Origin of the sequence: Streptomyces sp. NPDC060027, assembly GCF_042737005.1 — a bacterium.
Lineage (GTDB): Bacteria > Actinomycetota > Actinomycetes > Streptomycetales > Streptomycetaceae > Streptomyces.
This window is the reverse complement of record NZ_JBHWVI010000167.1, coordinates 1-19,101: the sequence shown is the minus strand read 5'-3', so window position 1 is coordinate 19,101 and position 19,101 is coordinate 1. Positions and strand designations below refer to the sequence as shown.

Sequence of the window (19,101 nt, the reverse complement as noted above, 5' to 3'; positions counted from 1 at the left end):
GGCTGTGCCGCTCCGTCAGGAGTCGTCGGACGAGGTGCGCCGGCGGGACATGTACCAGGCCGCGCCGACGGAACCGGCGATGAGCGCCGCTCCCATCCCGATCTCCTTCAGGTCGAAGCCGCCGGCGCTGCCGCCGACACCGGCCCGGACGCCCTGCTGGAGCGGGACCGGGGTCGGAGTGGTCGGCCGGCCCCCGGCGATGGTGAGACCGGTGCTGCCGCTCGCTCCGCCGCACGAGAACGTCACGTCGTACACGGCCCCGGGTCTGGCGTCCCAGTCGACCATGGCGGTGGCCGAGGACTGCCCCGGCGGGATGGTGACGGTGTCGAAGACACCGGAGGTGACCGTGGCGCTTCCCCTGCACCCGCCGTCCCGCTTCAGGAGCAGCGACACCTGGCCGCCCGCGGCGACGGTCGACGGCTGCACGCTGAAGGCGAAGGGGGTGATGTTGTGGCTGTCCCCGTCACCGGCGAGGGCGGCGGGTGCGGTGAAGGTCAGGGCGGTCACGCCCAGCAGTGCGGCCGAAGCGACGCGTATCGCGCGCATGGTGAGCCTCCAGGTCCCCGAGGAGCCTTGCTGCGGACCTTTTCCGCTCGCGCCAGAAATGCACCTCGATGATCGAAACGCTAGGAAAGGGTGTCCGCCGGCGCGATCCCAGTCGCGCGAACGGGTCAATCGTGTGGGCCGTCCGGGGGGTGGCATGCGTACGGCCGGGGGACGGACACGGCGTGGCGTGTGTCCCCCGGCCGCCGCGTCCCGCTCAGGGATCCGTCACCCGCGAAGGCGGTTCCGTCACCCGCGAAGGCGGTTCCGTCACCCGGGAAGGTTCGGGAAGAGAGCCGTGAAGGGCTCGGCCGACGCCGTGATCCCACGGCTGTAGGGCGCGTCGAAGTCCCAGATCAGGAACAGCAGGAAGGCGATCAGGGCGGAGAACAGCCCGGCCAGGATCAATTCCCGGGCGGTGCGCCGGATCTGCAGCGCGAAGATCATTCCGACCGTGACGACGGCGCCGGTGATGAGCCCGAACCACACCACCCCCGGCATGGTCGCCCCGGTCGAGTCGGCCCGGGCGCTGCGGGCGGCGTCGGCCGCCGTCACCTGGTCGAGGAGCGGCTGGTAGGCCTGCGCCTCGAAGTCCGTCTTCGGCTCGTAGTCGGTGACGTCGTGCCGGATGTCCTCGAAGAGCCGGGCTCCCTCGGCGGTCACCTCGCCGTGCTCGGCCATGGCCTTCCACTCGGTGGTCACCACGAAATGAACGTACGCGTCCACATCGCCGCGGATGCGGTCGCGCACGTCGGGCGGGTAGACCCGGACCCGCTCGGAGATCTCGTGCAGGGCCTGGGCCTCCGCCTGCACATGGTCCTGGGCGCCGCCGCGGGCCTCCCAGACACCGGCGATGGCCAGACCGAGGACGATGGCGTACACCACGCCGATCATCATCGTCATGTACTCGATGACGTCCGGGGTCTCGGTGGGGTCCTCGTCCTCGCGGGCCCTGCGATGGCGTACGAGGGTCACGATGAGGACCACGAGGCACGCGGCCGCCATCGCGAGGGCGAGAACAAGCCAATCCGACAAAGTTTGCCTCCAGGGGTCAGCGCGGGCGCAGCGCCGCGACGGCGAGCACCGCGGGCGCGGTGATGAGCAGGGTGAACGAGACCAGCGACGGACCGCTGCGGGGCGGGTGCTTGTGCGGCGGGGTGCGGTACGCCGGATAGCTGACCGGGGCCGGTGCGGGCGCCGGACGCGCGCTCGGCGTGGGCTCGGGCTTCGGCGTGGGTCTCGGCGCCGGGACCGCCGCCGGCCGTGGCGGCGCGGGCTTCGGTTTCGGCGCTGGGGGAGGCGGAGGCGGTGGCGGTGGCGGCGGAGGAGGCGGTGGTTCGGGCTTCGGCGCGTGGGTGGGTGGGGGAGGCGGCGTCGGCTTCGGCTTCGGCGGCGGAGGGGGCTTCGGGGGCGGTGGCGGGGTCGGTGTGGGGGTCGGCGGGCAGGGCGGGGGTGTGGTCGGGGCCGGGCACCGGATGGTGTTCCCGGCGACCGCGACCGCCCCGCTGCCCGCCACGGCCACCGCGGTGGTCCCGCCGCTGTCCGGGCCCGTGGAGGCGTAGGCGCAGGCGTCGGCCGCGGCCGTACCGCTCGGCGCGCCGACGAGGAGCCAGGTGAGCGCCGTCAGCGCCAATGCCCGTATGACGAGGGCGGATCGGGTCCGTTGGGGTGCATGCACGACGAAGATCATGGGGCGCGCCGGACCGGGCCGCGCCGCAGTGTCCGGGATTGCCCCCGAAGGGGGTACGTCCGACTCCCGGCGGCTTGACGTGCGAGGCGGGAAACGCGGCCGGCCGGCGCACGTGTGTGCTAGAGGTGCCGCTTGCGTCACAGGCTTCCGAAAGAAATTTGCGGCCTGTTTGAACACTCCTGCCCCTCCCGCCCGTACCTAGGGCCATGCGCGGCGCAGTAGGGCGCTGCAACATTTACGCGAACAGCGGGAGTTACCAATGAAGACCTCCTGGCGGAGCGCCTCACTCGTAGCGTCAGCTGCGGCCGTGCTGGCGCTCACGACGGCGTGTGGTCAGGAACAGGGCACCCCTTCGACGGGCAGCCAGAACGTGGGGGCTACCGCCGCCGCGGGTGGATACGGGACGAGCACCACCGCGGGCAACGGCTACGGCGCCGATTCCAAGGAGACCGCCGGTGCCAAGGCGGAAACCGCGGGTCAGCTCGCCGTGTCGGAGAGCGCGAAGCTCGGCAAGGTACTCACCGACGGGGCCGGACTCACCCTTTACCGCTTCGACAAGGATACCGCCGAACCGCCGAAGTCGAGCTGCAACGGCGACTGCGCGACCGCCTGGCCGCCCGTGCCCGCCGACGGCGCCGAGGCCGCCACCGGCGTCGACAAGGCACTGCTCGGCGAGGTCACCCGATCCGACGGTACGAAGCAGCTGACCATAGGCGGCTGGCCCATGTACCGGTATGCCAAGGACACCAAGGCCGGAGACGCCAACGGCCAGGGTGTGGGCGGTACTTGGTTCGCCTCCGCGCCCAACGGCAAGAAGGCCACGCTGGCCGACCTGCCCGGCCTGTCGGTCCGCAAGGACCCGAAGCTCGGCGAGATCGTCGTCGACAAGAACGGGATGACCGTCTACCGCTTCATGAAGGACCAGGCCTGGCCCGTCTCGAAGTCGGCCTGCACCGGCGCCTGCCTGGAGAAGTGGCCCGCTGTCGCGCCGGTCTCCGAGGATGACACCAAGGGCGTCAAGAAGAAGGGCCTGATGCCCTTCACCCGCCCGGACGGCGTCAAGCAGATGTCGGTCAACTGCTGGCCGATCTACACCTTCTCCGGTGACACCGCTCCCGGTGACACCAACGGTCAGGGAGTCGGCGGCACGTGGTACGCCGTCTCTCCCGAAGGAAAGCCGGTCGGCGCCTCCGAGTAGGGAATCGCCTCTTCAGGGTCCGCCCCCTCCGCACCGCACGGAGGGGGCGGACCTTTGTCATGTCCGGTGTTGTGTCCGGGCGTGGCCGAAACATTTCGGCTGCGTGGCGACGTGAAAGGTCCCGGCGTGCGGCCCGGATGTGAAAGAACGCGGTTGCTCTCCGGGCGACGTGGCCACGCTTCGTGACTCCGCGGAGCTTTTTGGAATGCTTCGGAGCGATTTCGCGGCGGCGGTGCGTGGCGTGCGACAGTGACGTTCGCAGGCGCCAATTCGGCACGTGCCCTTGGCAGTGACGGTGAACGGACGGCCAATTTCCGTTTTGACTCGCTCCTTTGGCGGGCGATCAGTAGCCTCTGCTCGAACACCGGATCGTCTACGCCGTCGCCTACGCCTTGGAGAGATAGATGGAGCGTCCCGCCTGGGCCCCCCGCAGCATTGACATCTCAGTGCCGAGTGTGTCCCGTATCTACGACTACTACCTGGGCGGTTCGCACAACTTCGAGGTCGACCGGGAAGCGGCACGCAAGGCGATGGAGTTCATGCCGGGACTTCCCAAAGTCATGCAGGCGAACCGGGCGTTCATGCGCCGGGCCGTTCGCTTCGCGGCCGGCGAGGGCATCGATCAGTTCCTCGACATCGGCTCAGGCATCCCGACATTCGGCAATGTCCACGAGATCGCCCAGACCGTCCGGCCCGGCGCACGGGTCGTCTACGTCGACCACGATCCGGTTGCCGTCGCACACAGCCAGGCCGTGCTGCGGGACAACGAGGACGCGGACGTCGTCGCCGCCGATCTTCTCAAGCCCCAGGAAATCCTGGCGAGCACCCAGGTTCAGCAACTGATCGACCTGAACCGGCCGGTCGCCCTGCTTCTCGTTGCCATACTTCACTTCGTGGAAGACGCGGACGACCCGTACCGGGCGGTGGCCGAACTGCGCGACGCCCTCGCGCCGGGCAGCCTGCTCGTCGTCACGCATGCCTCCTTCGAGGGAATTCCGCTCCCGAAGGAGCAGGCCGAGGGCACGGTCGACGTCTACAAGAACATCCGCAACCCGCTGATCATGCGTACGCGCGACGAGATCGCGCGGTTCTTCGAGGGGTACGACATGGTGGAACCCGGACTGGTGCCGATGCCGAACTGGCGGCCCGACACGGCACCCGAGGACGAGGATCCCTATTCCTTCTCCGGGTTCGGCGGCGTGGGACGCACGGCGTGACCGCCGAGCCGGACGGGCCGGAGGACAGACTGCGCCGGTTCGCGACGATCTGGAGCCGCGCGGTCTTCCCCGTCACCTCCACCTCGCTGACCCGGCCCGAGTTCGAGAAGCAACTACTGCCGCTCGCACGGCGGTTGAGTGAGGCGCTGCGCGCCAGGAACTTCGAGGCGGCCGAGGGCCGGGCCGTTGGCGCCGCGCTCGTCGCCGCACACTGCACCGACCCCGAGGCGCTCAGCCGCGCCCTCGACTGCGTCGACGCCTACCTGGTGCTCTACTGCGGCGAGGACGGGCCCCAGGAGGCGCTGCGGACCCGCTCCGCCCGGCTCCAGCACGCCATGGCCGCCGGATACGCGCAGGCGCTTCGGGAGCGGACGCTCGCCGAGCAGCAGGCCATCTCCCAGGCGGCGTTGACCGCGCGCAGCGCGGTCGCCGAGGCGCTGCACGACAGCGAGGCCCGCTTCCGCGCGGTCTTCGAGGGCGCGGCCATAGGCATCGGCATCGCCGACCTCGACGGCAACATCCTCCAGGTCAACGGAGCCCTGCTGCGGATGTTCGGCGGCTCCGAACAGTCCATGCGCGGCCGCCGGGTCACGGAGTGGACGCACGCCGAGGACGCGCCCCAAGTGTGGCGGCTGTACGAGGAGTTGGTGCGCGGCGAGCGCGAGCACTATCACGTCGAGAAGGCGTTCTACCGCCCCGACGGCACCGCCCTGTGGACCAACCTGACGGTCTCGCTGCTGCGCGACGCGGACGGCGAACCCCAGTACCAGCTGGCGCTGATGGAGGACACCACCGAGCGGCGGCTCCTCAATCTGCGGCTGCGCTACGAGGCGACGCACGACGCGCTCACCGGACTGCCCAACCGGACGCTGTTCTTCGAGCGCCTGGAGAAGGCGCTGGCCGCGGGGGAGGGCCAGCGCTTCGGCCTGTGCTACCTCGACCTCGACGGCTTCAAGACCATCAACGACAGCCTCGGGCACGCGGCCGGCGACCGGCTGCTCGTCGAGGTCGCCGACCGCCTCCAGTCCTGCGCCACCGCCCCCGGCGAGATGGTCGCCCGGCTCGGCGGCGACGAGTTCGTGGCCCTCACCACCGGCCCGAACACCGAACGCGAGGTCGACGAGTTGGCCGGGCGCATCATGAACGCGCTCGTCACCCCGATCAGGGTCGACGGCCGCGACCTGACCGTGCGGGGCAGTGTCGGCGTCGTCGAGGGCCCGGCCGGAGAGCGCGGCGCCGCCGAGGTGCTGCGCAGCGCCGACATCACGATGTACCGGGCCAAGTCCGCGGGCGGCAACCGCTTCGAACTGGCCGACCCCGAGGCCGACGCCCGCGCCATCACCCGCAACGGCCTCACCACCGCGCTGCCCGCCGCCCTGGACCGGGGCGAGTTCTTCATCGAGTACCAGCCGCTGGTGCACCTCGGCGACGGCAGCGTGCGCGGCGCGGAGGCGCTGGTGCGCTGGCTGCACCCGCAGCACGGCGTCCTCGGCCCCGACCGTTTCATCCCGCTCGCCGAGCACACGGGACTGATCGTGCCGCTCGGCCGCTGGGTCCTGGAGCAGTCGGTGCGCCAGGCCCGCACCTGGCAGGAACGGCACTCCGGCGCGCGCCCGCTCCGCGTCAACGTCAATCTCTCGCCCTGCCAGCTGACCCATCCCGGCCTGGTCCAGGACACGGTCGACATCCTGGAACGCGAAGGCCTCGACGCCCGGGCGCTGTGCCTGGAGGTCACCGAGTCCGCGCTGATCGGCGCCGACGACGACCTGCTCAAACCCCTGCGCCGGCTCGCCGAGATGGGTGTCGACATCGCCCTCGACGACTTCGGCACCGGCTACTCCAATCTCGCCAACCTCCGCCGCCTGCCGGTCAGCATCCTCAAACTGGACCGGTCCTTCACCCAGGGCATGCAGCAGTTCCCGGCGGATCCGGTCGACCTGAAGATCGTCGAGGGCATCGTCTCCCTCGCCCACAGCCTCGACCTCGCGGTCACGGTCGAGGGCGTGGAGACCGGCGCCCAGGCCGAACAGCTGCGGATACTGGGCTGCGACACCGCCCAGGGCTGGTACTACGCCCGGCCCGGACCGCCGGAGCGGCTGCACGAGCTGGCGCTGGTCGACGCGACCGCCTGAGCGCACCCACGCGGCCGCACCCACGCGGCGCGGTCTCCCGGAACGGAGGCCGCGCCGCGCCGGCGTGGGAGGACGGTCCGCCGTACCGTGCCGGACGTCATGACCCGCCCGGCGGCCGGGGCGCCCGCCGCCCGCACGCCTCGCGCGCCCGGCCCTCCGTATGTCTCACTGACAGCACGCACCTCTCACAGATGGAGCCGAGACGGATGAGCACGGAACTTCAGGGCAGGACCGCCGTCGTCACCGGAGCCAGCAAGGGCATCGGACTCGCGGTCACCGAGGCGCTGGCCGGCGCGGGCGCGACGGTGATCGCCGGCTCCCGCGGCACGTCCCCGGGTCTCGACGCGCTGGTCGACAAGGGCCACGTCACCTGGGTGCCGGTCGACCTCGCCGAACCCGACGCGGCGGGGCGGCTCGTCGAGGCGGCGGGCGGGCGGATCGACGTCCTCGTCAACAACGTGGGCTCGGCCCCCGCCCGCACCGGTGGCTTCCTGTCGGTGACCGACGAGCAGTGGCGGCGCACCGTCGATCTGAACCTGCTCACGGCCGTACGGGTCACCCGTGCGGCCCTGCCGTCGATGCTGGCCGCCGGACAGGGCTCGGTCGTGACGATCGGCTCGGTCAATGCCACCCTGCCCGACCCCCTCGTCATCGACTACAGCGCGGGCAAGGCCGCCCTGGTCGCGTTCTCCAAGGCGCTGTCCAAAGAGGTCGGCCCGAAGGGCGTCCGGGTCAACACCGTGAGCCCCGGCCCGGTGGAGACCGACCTGTGGCTCGGCGGCGGGGGAGTGGCGGCGACGGTCTCGGCGGCCGCCGGACTCACCCCCGACGACGTGGTCGCCCAGGCGTCCGGCGCGACCGTCACCGGCCGCTTCTCCAAGCCGTCCGAGGTCGCCGACCTGGTGCTCTTCCTCGCCGGGGACCGCGCGCGCAACATCACCGGCAGCGACTTCGTCATCGACGGCGGCTTCATCCCCACGTGGTGAACCGGGCCGGGCCCGCGGTGCCGCGCCGCGCGCCCGGGTCCGCCCGCCGTCAGCGTTCCAGCAGCATCCGCTGAAGCTCCCGGGCCGCCCGCGGCGGCGCCACGTCGCTGCGGTGCGCCAGCGCGATCGTCCGGTGGAGACCGGGCCGGGCCAGCGACGTCACCCGCAGGCCGCGCCCGGACCGGGTGGCGACCATACGCGGGACGACGGCCACGCCGAGGCCCGCCCGGACGAAGCCGAGGACCGCGTCCATCTCGCCGCCCTCGACCGCGAAGTCGGGTTCGAAACCCTCGGCGCGACAGGCGGCGACGGTCAGCTCCCGCAGGTCGTAGCCGTGCCGGAACATCACGAGCCGCTCGCCCTCCAGATCGGCGACCCGCACCGTGCGCCGGCCGGCGCCGCCACCGCCGGGCGCCGGGGCGTCCGGCGACGACACCACCACCAGGTCCTCGCGCAGCAGCTCCACCGTGGTCAGCGCCGGGGACGGGGTGGGCAGGGGGAGGACCACCAGGGCGAGGTCGAGAGCGCCGCGCGCGAGTTCCCGTACGAGATCGTGCGAGCCGCCCTCCTCGATCAGCAGACGGATGCCCGGATAGCGGTCGTGGAAGGCGCGCAGCACGTCGGGCAGCAGGCCCGTGCACAGGCTCGGGGTCGCGCCGAGCCGCACCCGGCCGCTGCGCAGCTGGGCCAGCTCCTGCACCTCCTGCCGGGCCGTGTCCGCGTCCGCGAGGATGCGCCGGGCCAGCGGCAGCAGCGCCTCGCCCGCGTCGGTGAGCGTGATGTTCCCGCGCGCCCGCAGGAACAGATCCGCCCCCAACTCCCGCTCCAGCGCCTTGATCTGCTGGGACAGCGAGGGCTGCGCGACATGCACCAGATCGGCGGCCCGGGTGAAATGCCGGGTCTCCGCGACGGCCACGAAGTACTGGAGCTGCTGGAACTGCACCCCTCGACGATAGCTCATGCCTATGGAAACCAGCCGTACCATGTCTTGGACTGATCGGATCCCGCGACCTAGCGTTCTGTCCCATGGCTCTGGCAACGCGGACGGACCGACGGCCGTCCTTGGCACGCACCGTGTGGGACAGCTCCGTCGGCAAGAAGACCGTGATGGCCGTCAGCGGCCTGATCATGCTGCTCTACCTGGTCGCCCACATGATCGGGAACCTGAAGATCTACTTCGGCGCGGGCGAGTTCGACCACTACGCGCACTGGCTGCGCACCGTCGGCGAACCCTTCATGCACTACGAGTGGACGCTGTGGATCGTCCGCGTGGTGCTGGTCGGCGCCGTGGTCGCGCACGCCGTCTCCGCGTACCAGCTCAGCCGCCGCGACATCAGGGCGCGGCCCAGCAAGTACGTGCACAAGAAGCGCGGCGCGAGCTACGCCACCCGCACGATGCGCTGGGGCGGGATCATCCTCGGCCTGTTCATCGTCTGGCACCTCCTCGACCTGACCACCGGCACCGTGCACTCCGGCGGCTTCCAGGAGGGCCACCCCTACCGGAACGTCGTGGACACCTTCTCCACCTGGTACGGCAACGTCGTCTACATCGTCGCGATGCTCGCGCTCGGCCTGCACGTGCGGCACGGCTTCTGGAGCGCCGCCCAGACCCTCGGGGCCGGCAGCCGCACCCGCGACCGAGCCCTCAAAACCGTCGCCGACGTCCTCGCGCTGGTGCTCACGGCGGGATTCATCTCCGTACCCGTCGGTGTCATGACCGGAGTGGTGAGCTGACATGACCGCATACGCTGCCTACCGGACCGGTGAACCGGTCGTCGACGGCAAGGCCCCCCAGGGACCCGTCAACGAGCGCTGGGACAAGCGCCGTTTCGAGGCCAGGCTGGTCAACCCGGCCAACCGCCGCAAGCACACCGTGATCGTCGTCGGCACCGGCCTCGCGGGCGGCTCCGCGGGCGCCACGCTCGCCGAACAGGGCTACCGGGTCGTCCAGTTCTGCTACCAGGACTCCCCACGCCGTGCCCACTCGATCGCCGCGCAGGGCGGCATCAACGCGGCGAAGAACTACCGCAACGACGGCGACTCCGTCCACCGGCTCTTCTACGACACCGTCAAGGGCGGCGACTTCAGGGCGCGCGAGTCCAACGTCCACCGCCTGGCGCAGATCTCGGTCGAGATCATCGACCAGTGCGTCGCCCAGGGCGTGCCCTTCGCACGCGAGTACGGCGGCCTGCTCGACACCCGCTCCTTCGGCGGCGTCCAGGTCTCCCGCACCTTCTACGCCCGCGGCCAGACCGGCCAGCAGCTCCTGCTCGGCGCCTACCAGGCACTGTCCCGGCAGATCGCCGCCGGCAACATCGAGATGCACCCGCGCACCGAGATGCTGGACCTGATCGTGGTCGACGGACGCGCGCGCGGCATCGTCGCCCGCGACCTGATCACCGGCAGGATCGACACGTACTACGCGGACGCAGTCGTCCTGGCGAGCGGCGGCTACGGCAACGTCTTCTACCTCTCGACGAACGCCATGAACTCCAACGCCACCGCCGTCTGGCGGGCCCACCGGCGCGGCGCGTACTTCGCCAACCCCTGCTTCACCCAGATCCACCCCACCTGCATCCCGCGCACCGGCGACCACCAGTCGAAGCTGACGCTGATGAGCGAGTCGCTGCGCAACGACGGCCGCATCTGGGTCCCCAAGGCGCACGGCGACACCCGCCCGCCGAACGAGATCCCCGAGGACGAGCGCGACTACTACCTGGAGCGCATCTACCCCGCCTTCGGCAACCTCGTGCCCCGCGACATCGCCTCCCGCGCCGCCAAGAACGTCTGCGACGAGGGCAGGGGAGTGGGCCCCGGCGGCCAGGGCGTCTACCTCGACTTCGCCGACGCCGTCCGGCGGATGGGCCGCGCCCAGGTCGAGGAGAAGTACGGCAACCTCTTCGACATGTACGCCCGGATCACCGCCGAGGACCCGTACACCGTGCCCATGCGGATCTACCCCGCCGTGCACTACACGATGGGCGGACTGTGGGTCGACTACGACCTCCAGACCACCGTCCCCGGCCTGTTCGCCATCGGCGAGGCCAACTTCTCCGACCACGGCGCGAACCGGCTCGGCGCCTCGGCCCTCATGCAGGGACTCGCCGACGGCTACTTCGTGCTGCCATCGACCATCAACGACTACCTCGCCCGCAACCCCCATCACGACGACGTCACCGACGAACACCCCGCCGTCCAGGAGGTGCTGGCCGAGACGGAGGACCGGCTGCGGCTGCTCCTCGCCGTGGACGGCGACCGCACCCCCGACTCCTTCCACCGCGAACTCGGCGAACTCATGTGGGAGTTCTGCGGCATGGCCCGCACGGAGACAGGACTGCGCAAGGCCCTGGAGCGCATCCCGCAGATCCGCGAGGAGTTCTGGCGGCGCATCAAGGTGCCCGGAACCGGCGAGGAGTTCAACCAGTCCCTGGAGAAGGCCAACCGGATCGTCGACTACCTGGAACTCGCCGAGCTGATGTGCCTCGACGCGCTGCACCGCGCCGAGTCCTGCGGCGGTCACTTCCGCGAGGAGTCCCAGACCCCGGACGGCGAAGCGGCCCGCCGGGACGAGGAGTTCTCGTACGCCGCCGCCTGGGAGTTCACCGACACCGGCGACGCGCCCGTCCTGCACAAGGAAGACCTGGTCTTCGAGTACGTCCACCCCACCCAGCGGAGCTACGCATGAAGCTCACCCTGCGCGTCTGGCGGCAGAAGAACGCCGACGCCGACGGAGCGATGTCCACGTACGAGGTGGACGGCATCTCGGCCGACATGTCCTTCCTGGAGATGCTCGACACCCTCAACGAGGAACTCATCCTCACGGGCGACGACCCCGTCGCCTTCGACCACGACTGCCGCGAGGGCATCTGCGGCGCCTGCAGCCTGGTCATCAACGGCGACGCGCACGGCCCCGAGCGCACCACCACCTGCCAGCTCCACATGCGGTCCTTCCACGACGGCGACACGATCGACATCGAGCCGTGGCGGGCCTCCGCCTTCCCGGTCGTGAAGGACCTCGTGGTCGACCGCTCCGCCTTCGACCGGATCATCCAGGCCGGCGGCTACATCACCGCCCCGACCGGGGCCGCGCCCGAGGCACACGCCACGCCCGTACCCAAACCCGACGCCGACCTCGCCTTCGAGCACGCCGAGTGCATCGGCTGCGGCGCCTGTGTCGCGGCCTGCCCGAACGGCGCGGCGATGCTGTTCACCTCGGCCAAGGTGAACCACCTGAACGTGCTGCCCCAGGGCGCTCCGGAGCGGGAGACCCGGGTCCTCGACATGGTGGCGCGGATGGACGAGGAGGGCTTCGGCGGCTGCACCCTCACCGGAGAGTGCGCGACCGCCTGCCCCAAGGGCATCCCGCTGTTCTCCATCACCGGCATGAACAAGGAGTGGCTGCGCGCGACCCGCAGGGCGGGCAAGCGTTAGGCACGAAGTCGTTCGCCGTACGGTGCGGACGGGCGGGACCGGGTGTGGTGCTCACGCCCCGGTCCCGTCTCGCTTTTCGGGTCACCCCTGTCATTCAGCATCCTCACATCCGCCCTCCTGGCACTGGTCACGCGCACGCCAACCGGCATCGGAAGAACAGGAGCGCGCAGACCGAACGGATCCGGCCTGCCTCCCCCGAGCTCTCAGCTCCGTTCGAGCAAGGGGTACCCCTTCCGCCGAACCGGCCCGTGACCAGGAGAGTGCCATGACCGGCGTTTCCACCCTCGACAGCCCGCCCCAGCCCGTCGCCCCCACCCGCTACACCGTCACCCTGGCCCGCGACGAGGCCGACGTCCGGGCCGCACAGCGACTGCGCCACGACGTCTTCGCCGGGGAGATGGGCGCCCGCCTGAACACCCCACAGCCGGGCCTCGACATCGACGCCTTCGACGCGTACTGCGACCACCTGCTCGTCCGTGACACGGAGACCGGCCAGGTCGTCGGCACCTACCGGCTGCTGCCGCCCGAGCGTGCCGCGATCGCCGGACGCCTCTACTCGGAGAGCGAGTTCGACCTCGGGCCGCTGGCCCACATCCGCTCCGGCCTGGTCGAGGTCGGCCGCTCCTGCGTCCACCCCGACCACCGCGACGGCGCGGTCATCGGCCTGATCTGGGCCGGGATAGCCCGCTACATGGTCGACGGCGGCCACGAGTGGCTCGCCGGCTGCTGCTCCCTACCGCTCGCCGACGGCGGCACGCTCGCCGCGGGCACCTGGGACCGGGTGCGGGCCAAGCACCTGGCGCCGGAGGAGTTCCGCGTCCGTCCGCTGCTGCCCTGGAGCGCGGAGGGCGTCGCCCGCCCCGGGCGCACCGAGCTGCCCCCGCTGCTGCGCGGCTATCTCCGCCTGGGCGCGTGGGTCTGCGGGGAGCCCGCGCACGACGCGGACTTCGGGGTCGCGGACATGTACGTGCTGCTGTCGATGAGCCGGGTCGACCCCCGCTACCTCCGCCACTTCCTCTCGCTCGTTCCCGCCTGATGAGCGCGCCCCGCACGGGAGTGCCCCGCCTCGTGACCGTCCGCCGCCCCCGGGGCGGCGGACGGCCGGGAACGGTGGTGCTCCCCGGAGCCGTCCCCGCGCCACGGCGGCCCGTCGCCGACCGTCCCGCCCCGCGGGTCAGTGCCTGGCTGCCCACCGCGCCCTGCTCCCCGCGCGGCTGCGTGGAGTCCGCACGGCCCTGGACGGGCGTGCCGCGTGCCGTCCTGCGGCTGGCCGCGCTCCTGCTCGTGGTCGTCCTCGGGGTCTCCCTGATCCCGCTGGTGGGCCGCATGCGGGCGCAGACGCGCGACCGGTCGATCCGCCGCTGGTGCCTCGCCGTGGTGCGTACCGCCGGGGTCCGCACGCGGATCACCGGAGCCGCCCGGCCCACCGGCGGACTGCTGATCGTGGCCAACCACATCTCATGGCTGGACATCCCGCTGCTCGCCGCCGTCCGCCCGGCGCGGATGGTCGCCAAGACGGAGGTGCGCGGCTGGCCCGTGGTGGGGCCGCTGGCGGCCCGTGGCGGCACCCTCTTCATCGACCGCGACCGGCTCCGGGCCCTGCCCGGCACGGTGGAGCGGATCGCCGAGACCCTGCGCGGCGGCTCGGCCGTGGCGGCCTTCCCCGAGGGCAGCACCTGGTGCGGGCGCGCCCAGGGGCGCTACCGCCGGGCCGTCTTCCAGGCCGCGCTGGACGCCGGGGTGCCGGTCCAGCCGGTGCGTATCCACTACCGGCTCGCCGGCGGGACGGCGAGCACCGCGCCCGCCTTCGTCGGCGAGGACTCGCTGCTCGCCTCGCTGTGGCGGGTGGTGTCGGCGCGCGGCCTGATGGCCGAGGTCACCCTGTGTCCCGTCATCACGCCGGGCGCCCATACGGACCGACGCGCCCTGGCCGACGCGGCACAGGGGGGTGAGCGCCACGCCGGTCCGGCTTCGACGGCGCACCCCTGACGTCCGGGGGCCGCGCCACCGGACGGATCCCGTCACCGGAGCCGCCCGAGCGCGCGGGTGAGATAGGGCGCCGTCCTGCCGGCCGCCGTCGCCACCTCCGCGGGCGGCCCGGCGGCGACGACGCGACCGCCCTCCTCGCCCCCGCCGGGACCCAGGTCGATCACCCAGTCGGCGCCCGCCACGACCGCCATGTCGTGCTCCACCACCACGACGGTGTGCCCGGCGTCCACCAGACCGTGCAACTGGCGCATCAGCACCTCGACATCGGCCGGATGCAGTCCCGTCGTCGGCTCGTCGAGCAGATAGAAGGTGTGCCCCCGGCGAACCCGCTGCAACTCGCTCGCCAACTTGATGCGCTGGGCCTCGCCGCCCGACAACTCCGTGGCGGACTGGCCGAGTCGAAGATAGCCGAGGCCCACGTCGAGCAGCGTGGCGAGGCTGCGCGTGACGGCCGGGGTGTCCGTCTCGGCGAAGAACCGCGCCGCCGCCTCGACCGTCAGATCCAGGACCTGCGCGATGTTCCGTCCCCGGTACGTCACTTCGAGGGTCTCGGGGTTGTAGCGCGCGCCGCCGCAGTCCGGGCACGGGGCGTAGGTACTGGGCAGGAACAGCAGCTCCACACTGACGAAGCCCTCGCCCTGACAGGTCTCGCAGCGCCCTCCGGCGACGTTGAAGGAGAACCGGCCCACGCCGTAGCCGCGCGCCGTGGCCTCCTCCGTCGCGGCGAACACCTTGCGCACCACGTCGAACAGCCCCGTGTACGTGGCCAGGTTGGAGCGGGGGGTACGACCGATGGGCTTCTGATCGACACCGACCAGCCGGCCGACGCCCGCCAGCTCCTCCGTCACCTCGCCGATCAGCGTGGACTTCCCCGAGCCGGAGACCCCGGTGACCGCGGTGAACACACCGAGCGGGAACTCGGCGGTGACCCCGCGCAGATTGTGCCGGTTCACCGGGCCGACCGTCACCCGGCCGCGAGGTGGGCGCACCGGGCGCGCCGGAGCGGGGGAGCGGTCGAACAGGAAGCGCGCCGTCGCGGACTCCGGCACGCCTTCGAGGGCGGCGACCGGGCCGCTGTGCAGCACGCGCCCACCGTGCTCCCCGGCGTGCGGGCCCACGTCGACCAGCCAGTCCGCGCCGCGTACGACATCGAAGTGGTGCTCCACGACGAACACCGAGTTGCCCGCCGCCTTCAGCCGCTCCAGCACGGTGAGCAGGGCCTCCGTGTCCGCCGGGTGCAGTCCGGCGGACGGCTCGTCGAGGACGTACACGACGCCGAAGAGCCCGGAGCGCAACTGTGTCGCCAGACGCAGCCGTTGGAGTTCCCCGGCCGACAGGGTGGGGGTGGCCCGGTCGAGGCTGAGGTAGCCGAGCCCGAGTTCGACGACGGGCGCGATACGGGAGGTGAGGTCCTCGGTCAGGACACGGGCGGTCTCGGAGTCGCCCGTGAGGGACTGCGCGAGTTCGACCAGCGGCAGCGCGGCCAGTTCGGCGATGTTCCGCCCCGCGAACGTCACCGCCAGCGCCTCGCGCCGCAGCCTGCTGCCGCCGCACAGCGGACAGGGAGCACCGGAGAGGAACCGCTCCGCCTTCGCCCGCAGGGTGGCGCTCTTGGTGTCGGAGAAGGTCTTCAGGACATAGCGGCGCGCACTCATGTACGTGCCCTGGTACGGGCGTTGGATGCGCTCGGCCTCGCGCACCGGATGCACGGTGACCACCGGCTGCTCGTCCGTGAACAGGATCCACTCCCGCTCCTCGGCGGACAGCTCGCGCCAGGGCCGGTCCACGTCGTACCCGAGCGTGTCGAGGATGTCCCGCAGGTTCTTGCCCTGCCAGGCCCCCGGCCAGGCGGCGATCGCGCCCTCACGGATCGACAGCGAGGGATCGGGGACGAGCAACTCCTCCGTCGTTCGGTGCACTTGACCGAGACCATGGCACTCGGGGCAGGCTCCGGCCGCCGTGTTCGGCGAGAACGCGTCCGAGTCGAGCCGCGCGGCGCCGGCCGGATACTCACCCGCGCGTGAGAACAGCATCCGCAGCGAGTTGGACAGATTGGTGACCGTGCCCACGGACGAGCGCGAGGTCGGAGCCGACCTCCGCTGCTGGAGGGACACCGCCGGCGGCAGCCCGGTGATCTCACCGACCTTCGGCGCCCCCACCTGATGGATCAGCCGCCGCGCGTACGGGGCGACCGACTCGAAGTACCGCCGCTGCGCCTCCGCGTAGATCGTCCCGAAGGCCAGCGACGACTTCCCGGACCCCGAGACACCGGTGAACACCACGAGGACGTCCCGGGGGATGTCGACGTCCACACCCCGCAGATTGTGCTCCCGGGCACCGCGGACGCGGACGTACGAGTCGTGGGGGCGGCCGTCGGGGCTGGGCATCGGCGGGACTCCTGAGGGCGGCCCGGTACCGCGAGCCGGTGGGCCCGGGCCTGGGCGTCGGTGGGGCACGGGGCAAACCCCACGATTCTAGGTCGCGACCAGACCCGCGACCCGGGCGAGGCGGCGGTAGGAGTCCAGGAGGGCGGTCCGGTCGTACGTGCTGGTGGTGATCAGCAGCTCCTGGGCGCCGGTCTCCTCGACGAGCGTCCGCAGTTCGTCGGCCACCTGGTCCTCGGTGCCGGCGATATGGCCGGTCAGACCGGACTCGTAGAAGCCGCGCTCCCTGGCGGTCATGGTCAGGGCCTCGACCCCCTCGGCGGGCGGCAGCGGCGGGAACGTGCCGTGGGTGCGGGCGTACGCCATCGACCAGGCTTCGGGGAGCAGCAGCCGGCGGGCCTCCTCCGGGCTCGGGGCCACCGCGACCGTGCCGGAGACGACGACGTAGGGCTCCGCCGCCCAGACCGAGGGGCGGAAGGTCTCGCGGTACCGGTCGATGCCGTGCCGCGTCCGCTCCCGGTTCCTGAGGTCCCCGATGACCAGCGGGAGTCCCGCCCGCGCGGCGATCGCGGCGCCCTCGCCGAGGGCCAGCACGAACGGCGGCACGGTCAGGCCCTCGGACGGGCGCGCGTGCACCCCGGTCGGGGAGGTGCCGCGGAACCAGCCGAGCAGTTCGTCCAGCTGCGCCGCGTAGTCCGCGGACTCGGCGGCGTCCTTGTCCCGGCCGAGCGCCCTGCGGACCCCGTCGGTGAAGCCGACGGAGCGGCCCAGACCCATGTCGATCCGTCCGGGGAACAGGGACTCCAGAACGCCGAACTGCTCGGCCACGACGAGGGGTTGATGGTTCGGGAGCATCACGCCGCCGGTGCCGACCCGGATCGTCCGGGTGGCGGCGGCGACCGCGGCGGCCAGCACGGTGGGCGCGGACCCGGCGACACCGGGGACGCCGTGGTGCTCCGCGACCCAGAACCGGTGATAGCCGAGCCGCTCCACCGCGCGTGCCAGCTCCACCGTGTCGCGCAGGGCCTCGGCGGTCTCGTGCCCCTCGCGCGTGCGGGAGCGGTCCAGCACCGAGAAGCGCACGGACCACGGACGGGGGCCCGGCTCCCGCGGGGCGTCGTGACGCTGCTCGCTCTGCATGACCGCTCCGGAGTACTGGTACCCGTCGTCTCGGGGTCGCGCCGCTGACCGACCCGCGCCGTCCATGATCCGCCCGGCGTCCGGAGCGGGCAAGGCGCCCGTGCCGGTCAGGACGGCACGTTCTCCAGGTCCAGGAGCTGCCGCTTGCGCTCCAGGCCCCCGGCATAGCCGGTGAGCGCGCCGCTCGCGCCGATCACGCGGTGGCAGGGGCGCACGACGAGCAGCGGGTTCGCCCCGATCGCCGTACCGACGGCACGGAGCGCGGCCCTCGACGCGCCGATCCGCGCGGCGATCTCGCCGTAGCTGAGCGTGGTGCCGTACGGGATGGCCTCCAGGGCCTTCCAGACGCGCCGCTGGAAGTCGCTGCCGCGCGTCACGTACTCGATGTCGAACGCGGTCAGCCGGCCGTCGAAGTACGAGCGCAGCTGGGAGACGATCTCCCGGAAGGCGTCGGCGTCCTCGCGCCAGTCGTCCTGGACGACCGCGCCCTGCTTCTGGCCGGGCACGGACAGGGCGGCGAGCGCTGTGCCGCCCTTCGCGGTGGCCGACTCCTCGCCGACCAGCAGCAGCCGGCCGAGCGGGCTGTCCATCGTCGTGTAGACCGTCATCGGGCCGGTTCCTCTCCAAGGTCGCCATCCGTGTTCACCCTCAACAGTGCAGCCCGCGCGGCATTCCGTCCGGCGGGATTCGGACATCGCGCTGCGCGGGTGGCCGGGGCAGGGGGTGCGGAAAGCGGAACGCGCGGCGCGGGTACGTCACCGTCCCCGCCCGCTGAGGTCGCGCCCGGGCCGGTACGGCCCCACGATCGAAGACGACCACTCCGCACGGCTCAGGAGTCCCCATGGTCTGGATCCCGCAGATTCCCGACCTCGTCGACCGGCTCGGCGCCGCCGAGCTCGCCGACGCGCTGCGCGACCCGGCGTCCGCCACCGTACCCGTCGCCCTCGACGACCCGGAGGCGGGCCGGATCAGCGGCGTCGGTGTCCTGGCCGCCTGGCTGGCCGTGCAGGACGCCTGGCGCGCGGAGCGGAAGGTGGACATCGAGGAGGTCGCGACCACGTTCGGTGACGGGCGGGCCGTGGGCGAATGGGTCGTGCACCTGGAGGGCCCCGACGGCGAGCGCACCGGGCTGCCCGTGGCCGCCGCCGTGGAACCCGCCTCCCCGCTGCCGGTGCGGATCCACCACTCCCGCCGGCCGCTGCTCGGCCGGCATGTCGTCCGCCGCCCGATGCTGCGGCCGGACCCGCGGGCGCACGCCTCCGACGTGGTGGGTGCCTACAAGGCCGCCGTCGACGCGGGGGACACCGCGGCCGTCGTCGCGGCCTTCGCGCCGGACGGCACCTTCCGCGGGCCGTCCGGCGACGCCTACCGGCGCGTCGGGACCAAGGCTG

17 protein-coding genes are annotated in these 19,101 nt (G+C 72.1%); 10 read left to right on the top strand and 7 right to left on the bottom strand.

The genetic code is table 11. The features are described from left to right. Positions 1–15: 15 nt before the first annotated feature. From ACFWBT_RS31290 to ACFWBT_RS31280, 3 genes are all read right to left on the bottom strand, one after another. Positions 16–546 carry a hypothetical protein gene (locus ACFWBT_RS31290; RefSeq protein WP_385706349.1) on the bottom strand — a complete coding sequence of 177 codons (531 nt, stop codon included), beginning with the start codon at positions 544–546 and terminating at the stop codon, positions 16–18. Between the two features lie 267 nt (positions 547–813). Next, on the bottom strand, positions 814–1,578 hold the full coding sequence (locus tag ACFWBT_RS31285; protein WP_385706348.1) for a hypothetical protein: 765 nt from the start codon (positions 1,576–1,578) through the stop codon (positions 814–816). A gap of 16 nt (positions 1,579–1,594) precedes the next feature. After that, positions 1,595–2,221, bottom strand: a complete 627-nt coding sequence (locus tag ACFWBT_RS31280; protein WP_385706347.1) for a hypothetical protein — start codon at positions 2,219–2,221, stop codon at positions 1,595–1,597. 271 nt (positions 2,222–2,492) lie between these two features. Between ACFWBT_RS31280 and ACFWBT_RS31275 the strand changes: the two genes are divergently transcribed. From ACFWBT_RS31275 to ACFWBT_RS31260, 4 genes are all read left to right on the top strand, one after another. Then, on the top strand, positions 2,493–3,431 hold the full coding sequence (locus ACFWBT_RS31275) for an SCO0930 family lipoprotein (RefSeq protein ID WP_351554604.1): 939 nt from the start codon (positions 2,493–2,495) through the stop codon (positions 3,429–3,431). A 404-nt stretch (positions 3,432–3,835) separates the two neighbouring features. Continuing rightward, positions 3,836–4,648: an SAM-dependent methyltransferase gene (locus tag ACFWBT_RS31270; RefSeq protein ID WP_385706346.1), complete on the top strand. Its 813-nt coding sequence runs from the start codon at positions 3,836–3,838 to the stop codon at positions 4,646–4,648. Beyond that, positions 4,645–6,780: a putative bifunctional diguanylate cyclase/phosphodiesterase gene (locus ACFWBT_RS31265; RefSeq protein ID WP_385706345.1), complete on the top strand. Its 2,136-nt coding sequence runs from the start codon at positions 4,645–4,647 to the stop codon at positions 6,778–6,780. The genes ACFWBT_RS31270 and ACFWBT_RS31265 overlap by 4 nt, the downstream gene beginning before the upstream one ends. Before the next feature lie 206 nt (positions 6,781–6,986). Then, positions 6,987–7,766 (top strand): oxidoreductase, encoded by a 780-nt coding sequence (locus ACFWBT_RS31260; RefSeq protein ID WP_385706344.1) that lies wholly within the window; start codon positions 6,987–6,989, stop codon positions 7,764–7,766. 49 nt (positions 7,767–7,815) lie between these two features. On the opposite strand, the gene ACFWBT_RS31255 is transcribed toward ACFWBT_RS31260, so the two are convergent. Then, positions 7,816–8,709 (bottom strand): LysR family transcriptional regulator, encoded by an 894-nt coding sequence (locus tag ACFWBT_RS31255; RefSeq protein WP_385706343.1) that lies wholly within the window; start codon positions 8,707–8,709, stop codon positions 7,816–7,818. 119 nt (positions 8,710–8,828) lie between these two features. On the opposite strand from ACFWBT_RS31255, the gene ACFWBT_RS31250 reads away from it, so the two are divergent. The 5 genes from ACFWBT_RS31250 to ACFWBT_RS31230 all read left to right on the top strand — a co-directional run bounded on the left by ACFWBT_RS31250 (position 8,829) and on the right by ACFWBT_RS31230 (position 14,186). Further along, positions 8,829–9,500, top strand: a complete 672-nt coding sequence (locus tag ACFWBT_RS31250) for a succinate dehydrogenase (RefSeq protein ID WP_385706350.1) — start codon at positions 8,829–8,831, stop codon at positions 9,498–9,500. A 1-nt stretch (position 9,501) separates the two neighbouring features. Further along, positions 9,502–11,451: a fumarate reductase/succinate dehydrogenase flavoprotein subunit gene (locus tag ACFWBT_RS31245; protein ID WP_385706342.1), complete on the top strand. Its 1,950-nt coding sequence runs from the start codon at positions 9,502–9,504 to the stop codon at positions 11,449–11,451. Next, entirely contained in the window at positions 11,448–12,197 is a 750-nt protein-coding gene (locus ACFWBT_RS31240; protein ID WP_385706341.1) for a succinate dehydrogenase/fumarate reductase iron-sulfur subunit, read from the top strand. Before ACFWBT_RS31245 ends, ACFWBT_RS31240 begins: the two co-directional genes overlap by 4 nt. 265 nt (positions 12,198–12,462) lie before the next feature. Continuing rightward, entirely contained in the window at positions 12,463–13,233 is a 771-nt protein-coding gene (locus ACFWBT_RS31235; protein WP_385706340.1) for a GNAT family N-acetyltransferase, read from the top strand. Continuing rightward, entirely contained in the window at positions 13,233–14,186 is a 954-nt protein-coding gene (locus tag ACFWBT_RS31230) for a lysophospholipid acyltransferase family protein (protein WP_385706339.1), read from the top strand. Before ACFWBT_RS31235 ends, ACFWBT_RS31230 begins: the two co-directional genes overlap by 1 nt. 32 nt (positions 14,187–14,218) lie before the next feature. On the opposite strand, the gene ACFWBT_RS31225 is transcribed toward ACFWBT_RS31230, so the two are convergent. From ACFWBT_RS31225 to ACFWBT_RS31215, 3 genes are all read right to left on the bottom strand, one after another. Continuing rightward, a complete protein-coding gene (locus ACFWBT_RS31225; protein ID WP_385706338.1) occupies positions 14,219–16,573 on the bottom strand; it encodes an ATP-binding cassette domain-containing protein in 2,355 nt (784 codons plus the stop codon). 87 nt (positions 16,574–16,660) lie between these two features. Continuing rightward, positions 16,661–17,710, bottom strand: a complete 1,050-nt coding sequence (locus ACFWBT_RS31220) for an LLM class flavin-dependent oxidoreductase (protein ID WP_385706336.1) — start codon at positions 17,708–17,710, stop codon at positions 16,661–16,663. A 107-nt stretch (positions 17,711–17,817) separates the two neighbouring features. Then, on the bottom strand, positions 17,818–18,318 hold the full coding sequence (locus tag ACFWBT_RS31215) for a methylated-DNA--[protein]-cysteine S-methyltransferase (protein WP_385706334.1): 501 nt from the start codon (positions 18,316–18,318) through the stop codon (positions 17,818–17,820). Positions 18,319–18,551: 233 nt separating this feature from the next. Between ACFWBT_RS31215 and ACFWBT_RS31210 the strand changes: the two genes are divergently transcribed. After that, positions 18,552–19,101: hypothetical protein (locus ACFWBT_RS31210; protein WP_385706332.1), on the top strand; the 550-nt coding region annotated here is incomplete at its 3' end.

Coding starts and splice junctions, on each gene's coding strand:
- ACFWBT_RS31290 (WP_385706349.1), bottom strand. CDS start 546: ATGCGCGCGATACGCGTCGCTTCGGCCGCACTGCTGGGCGTGACCGCC.
- ACFWBT_RS31275 (WP_351554604.1), top strand. CDS start 2,493: ATGAAGACCTCCTGGCGGAGCGCCTCACTCGTAGCGTCAGCTGCGGCC.
- ACFWBT_RS31270 (WP_385706346.1), top strand. CDS start 3,836: ATGGAGCGTCCCGCCTGGGCCCCCCGCAGCATTGACATCTCAGTGCCG.
- ACFWBT_RS31260 (WP_385706344.1), top strand. CDS start 6,987: ATGAGCACGGAACTTCAGGGCAGGACCGCCGTCGTCACCGGAGCCAGC.
- ACFWBT_RS31245 (WP_385706342.1), top strand. CDS start 9,502: ATGACCGCATACGCTGCCTACCGGACCGGTGAACCGGTCGTCGACGGC.
- ACFWBT_RS31240 (WP_385706341.1), top strand. CDS start 11,448: ATGAAGCTCACCCTGCGCGTCTGGCGGCAGAAGAACGCCGACGCCGAC.
- ACFWBT_RS31235 (WP_385706340.1), top strand. CDS start 12,463: ATGACCGGCGTTTCCACCCTCGACAGCCCGCCCCAGCCCGTCGCCCCC.
- ACFWBT_RS31230 (WP_385706339.1), top strand. CDS start 13,233: ATGAGCGCGCCCCGCACGGGAGTGCCCCGCCTCGTGACCGTCCGCCGC.
- ACFWBT_RS31225 (WP_385706338.1), bottom strand. CDS start 16,573: ATGCCCAGCCCCGACGGCCGCCCCCACGACTCGTACGTCCGCGTCCGC.
- ACFWBT_RS31220 (WP_385706336.1), bottom strand. CDS start 17,710: ATGCAGAGCGAGCAGCGTCACGACGCCCCGCGGGAGCCGGGCCCCCGT.
- ACFWBT_RS31215 (WP_385706334.1), bottom strand. CDS start 18,318: ATGACGGTCTACACGACGATGGACAGCCCGCTCGGCCGGCTGCTGCTG.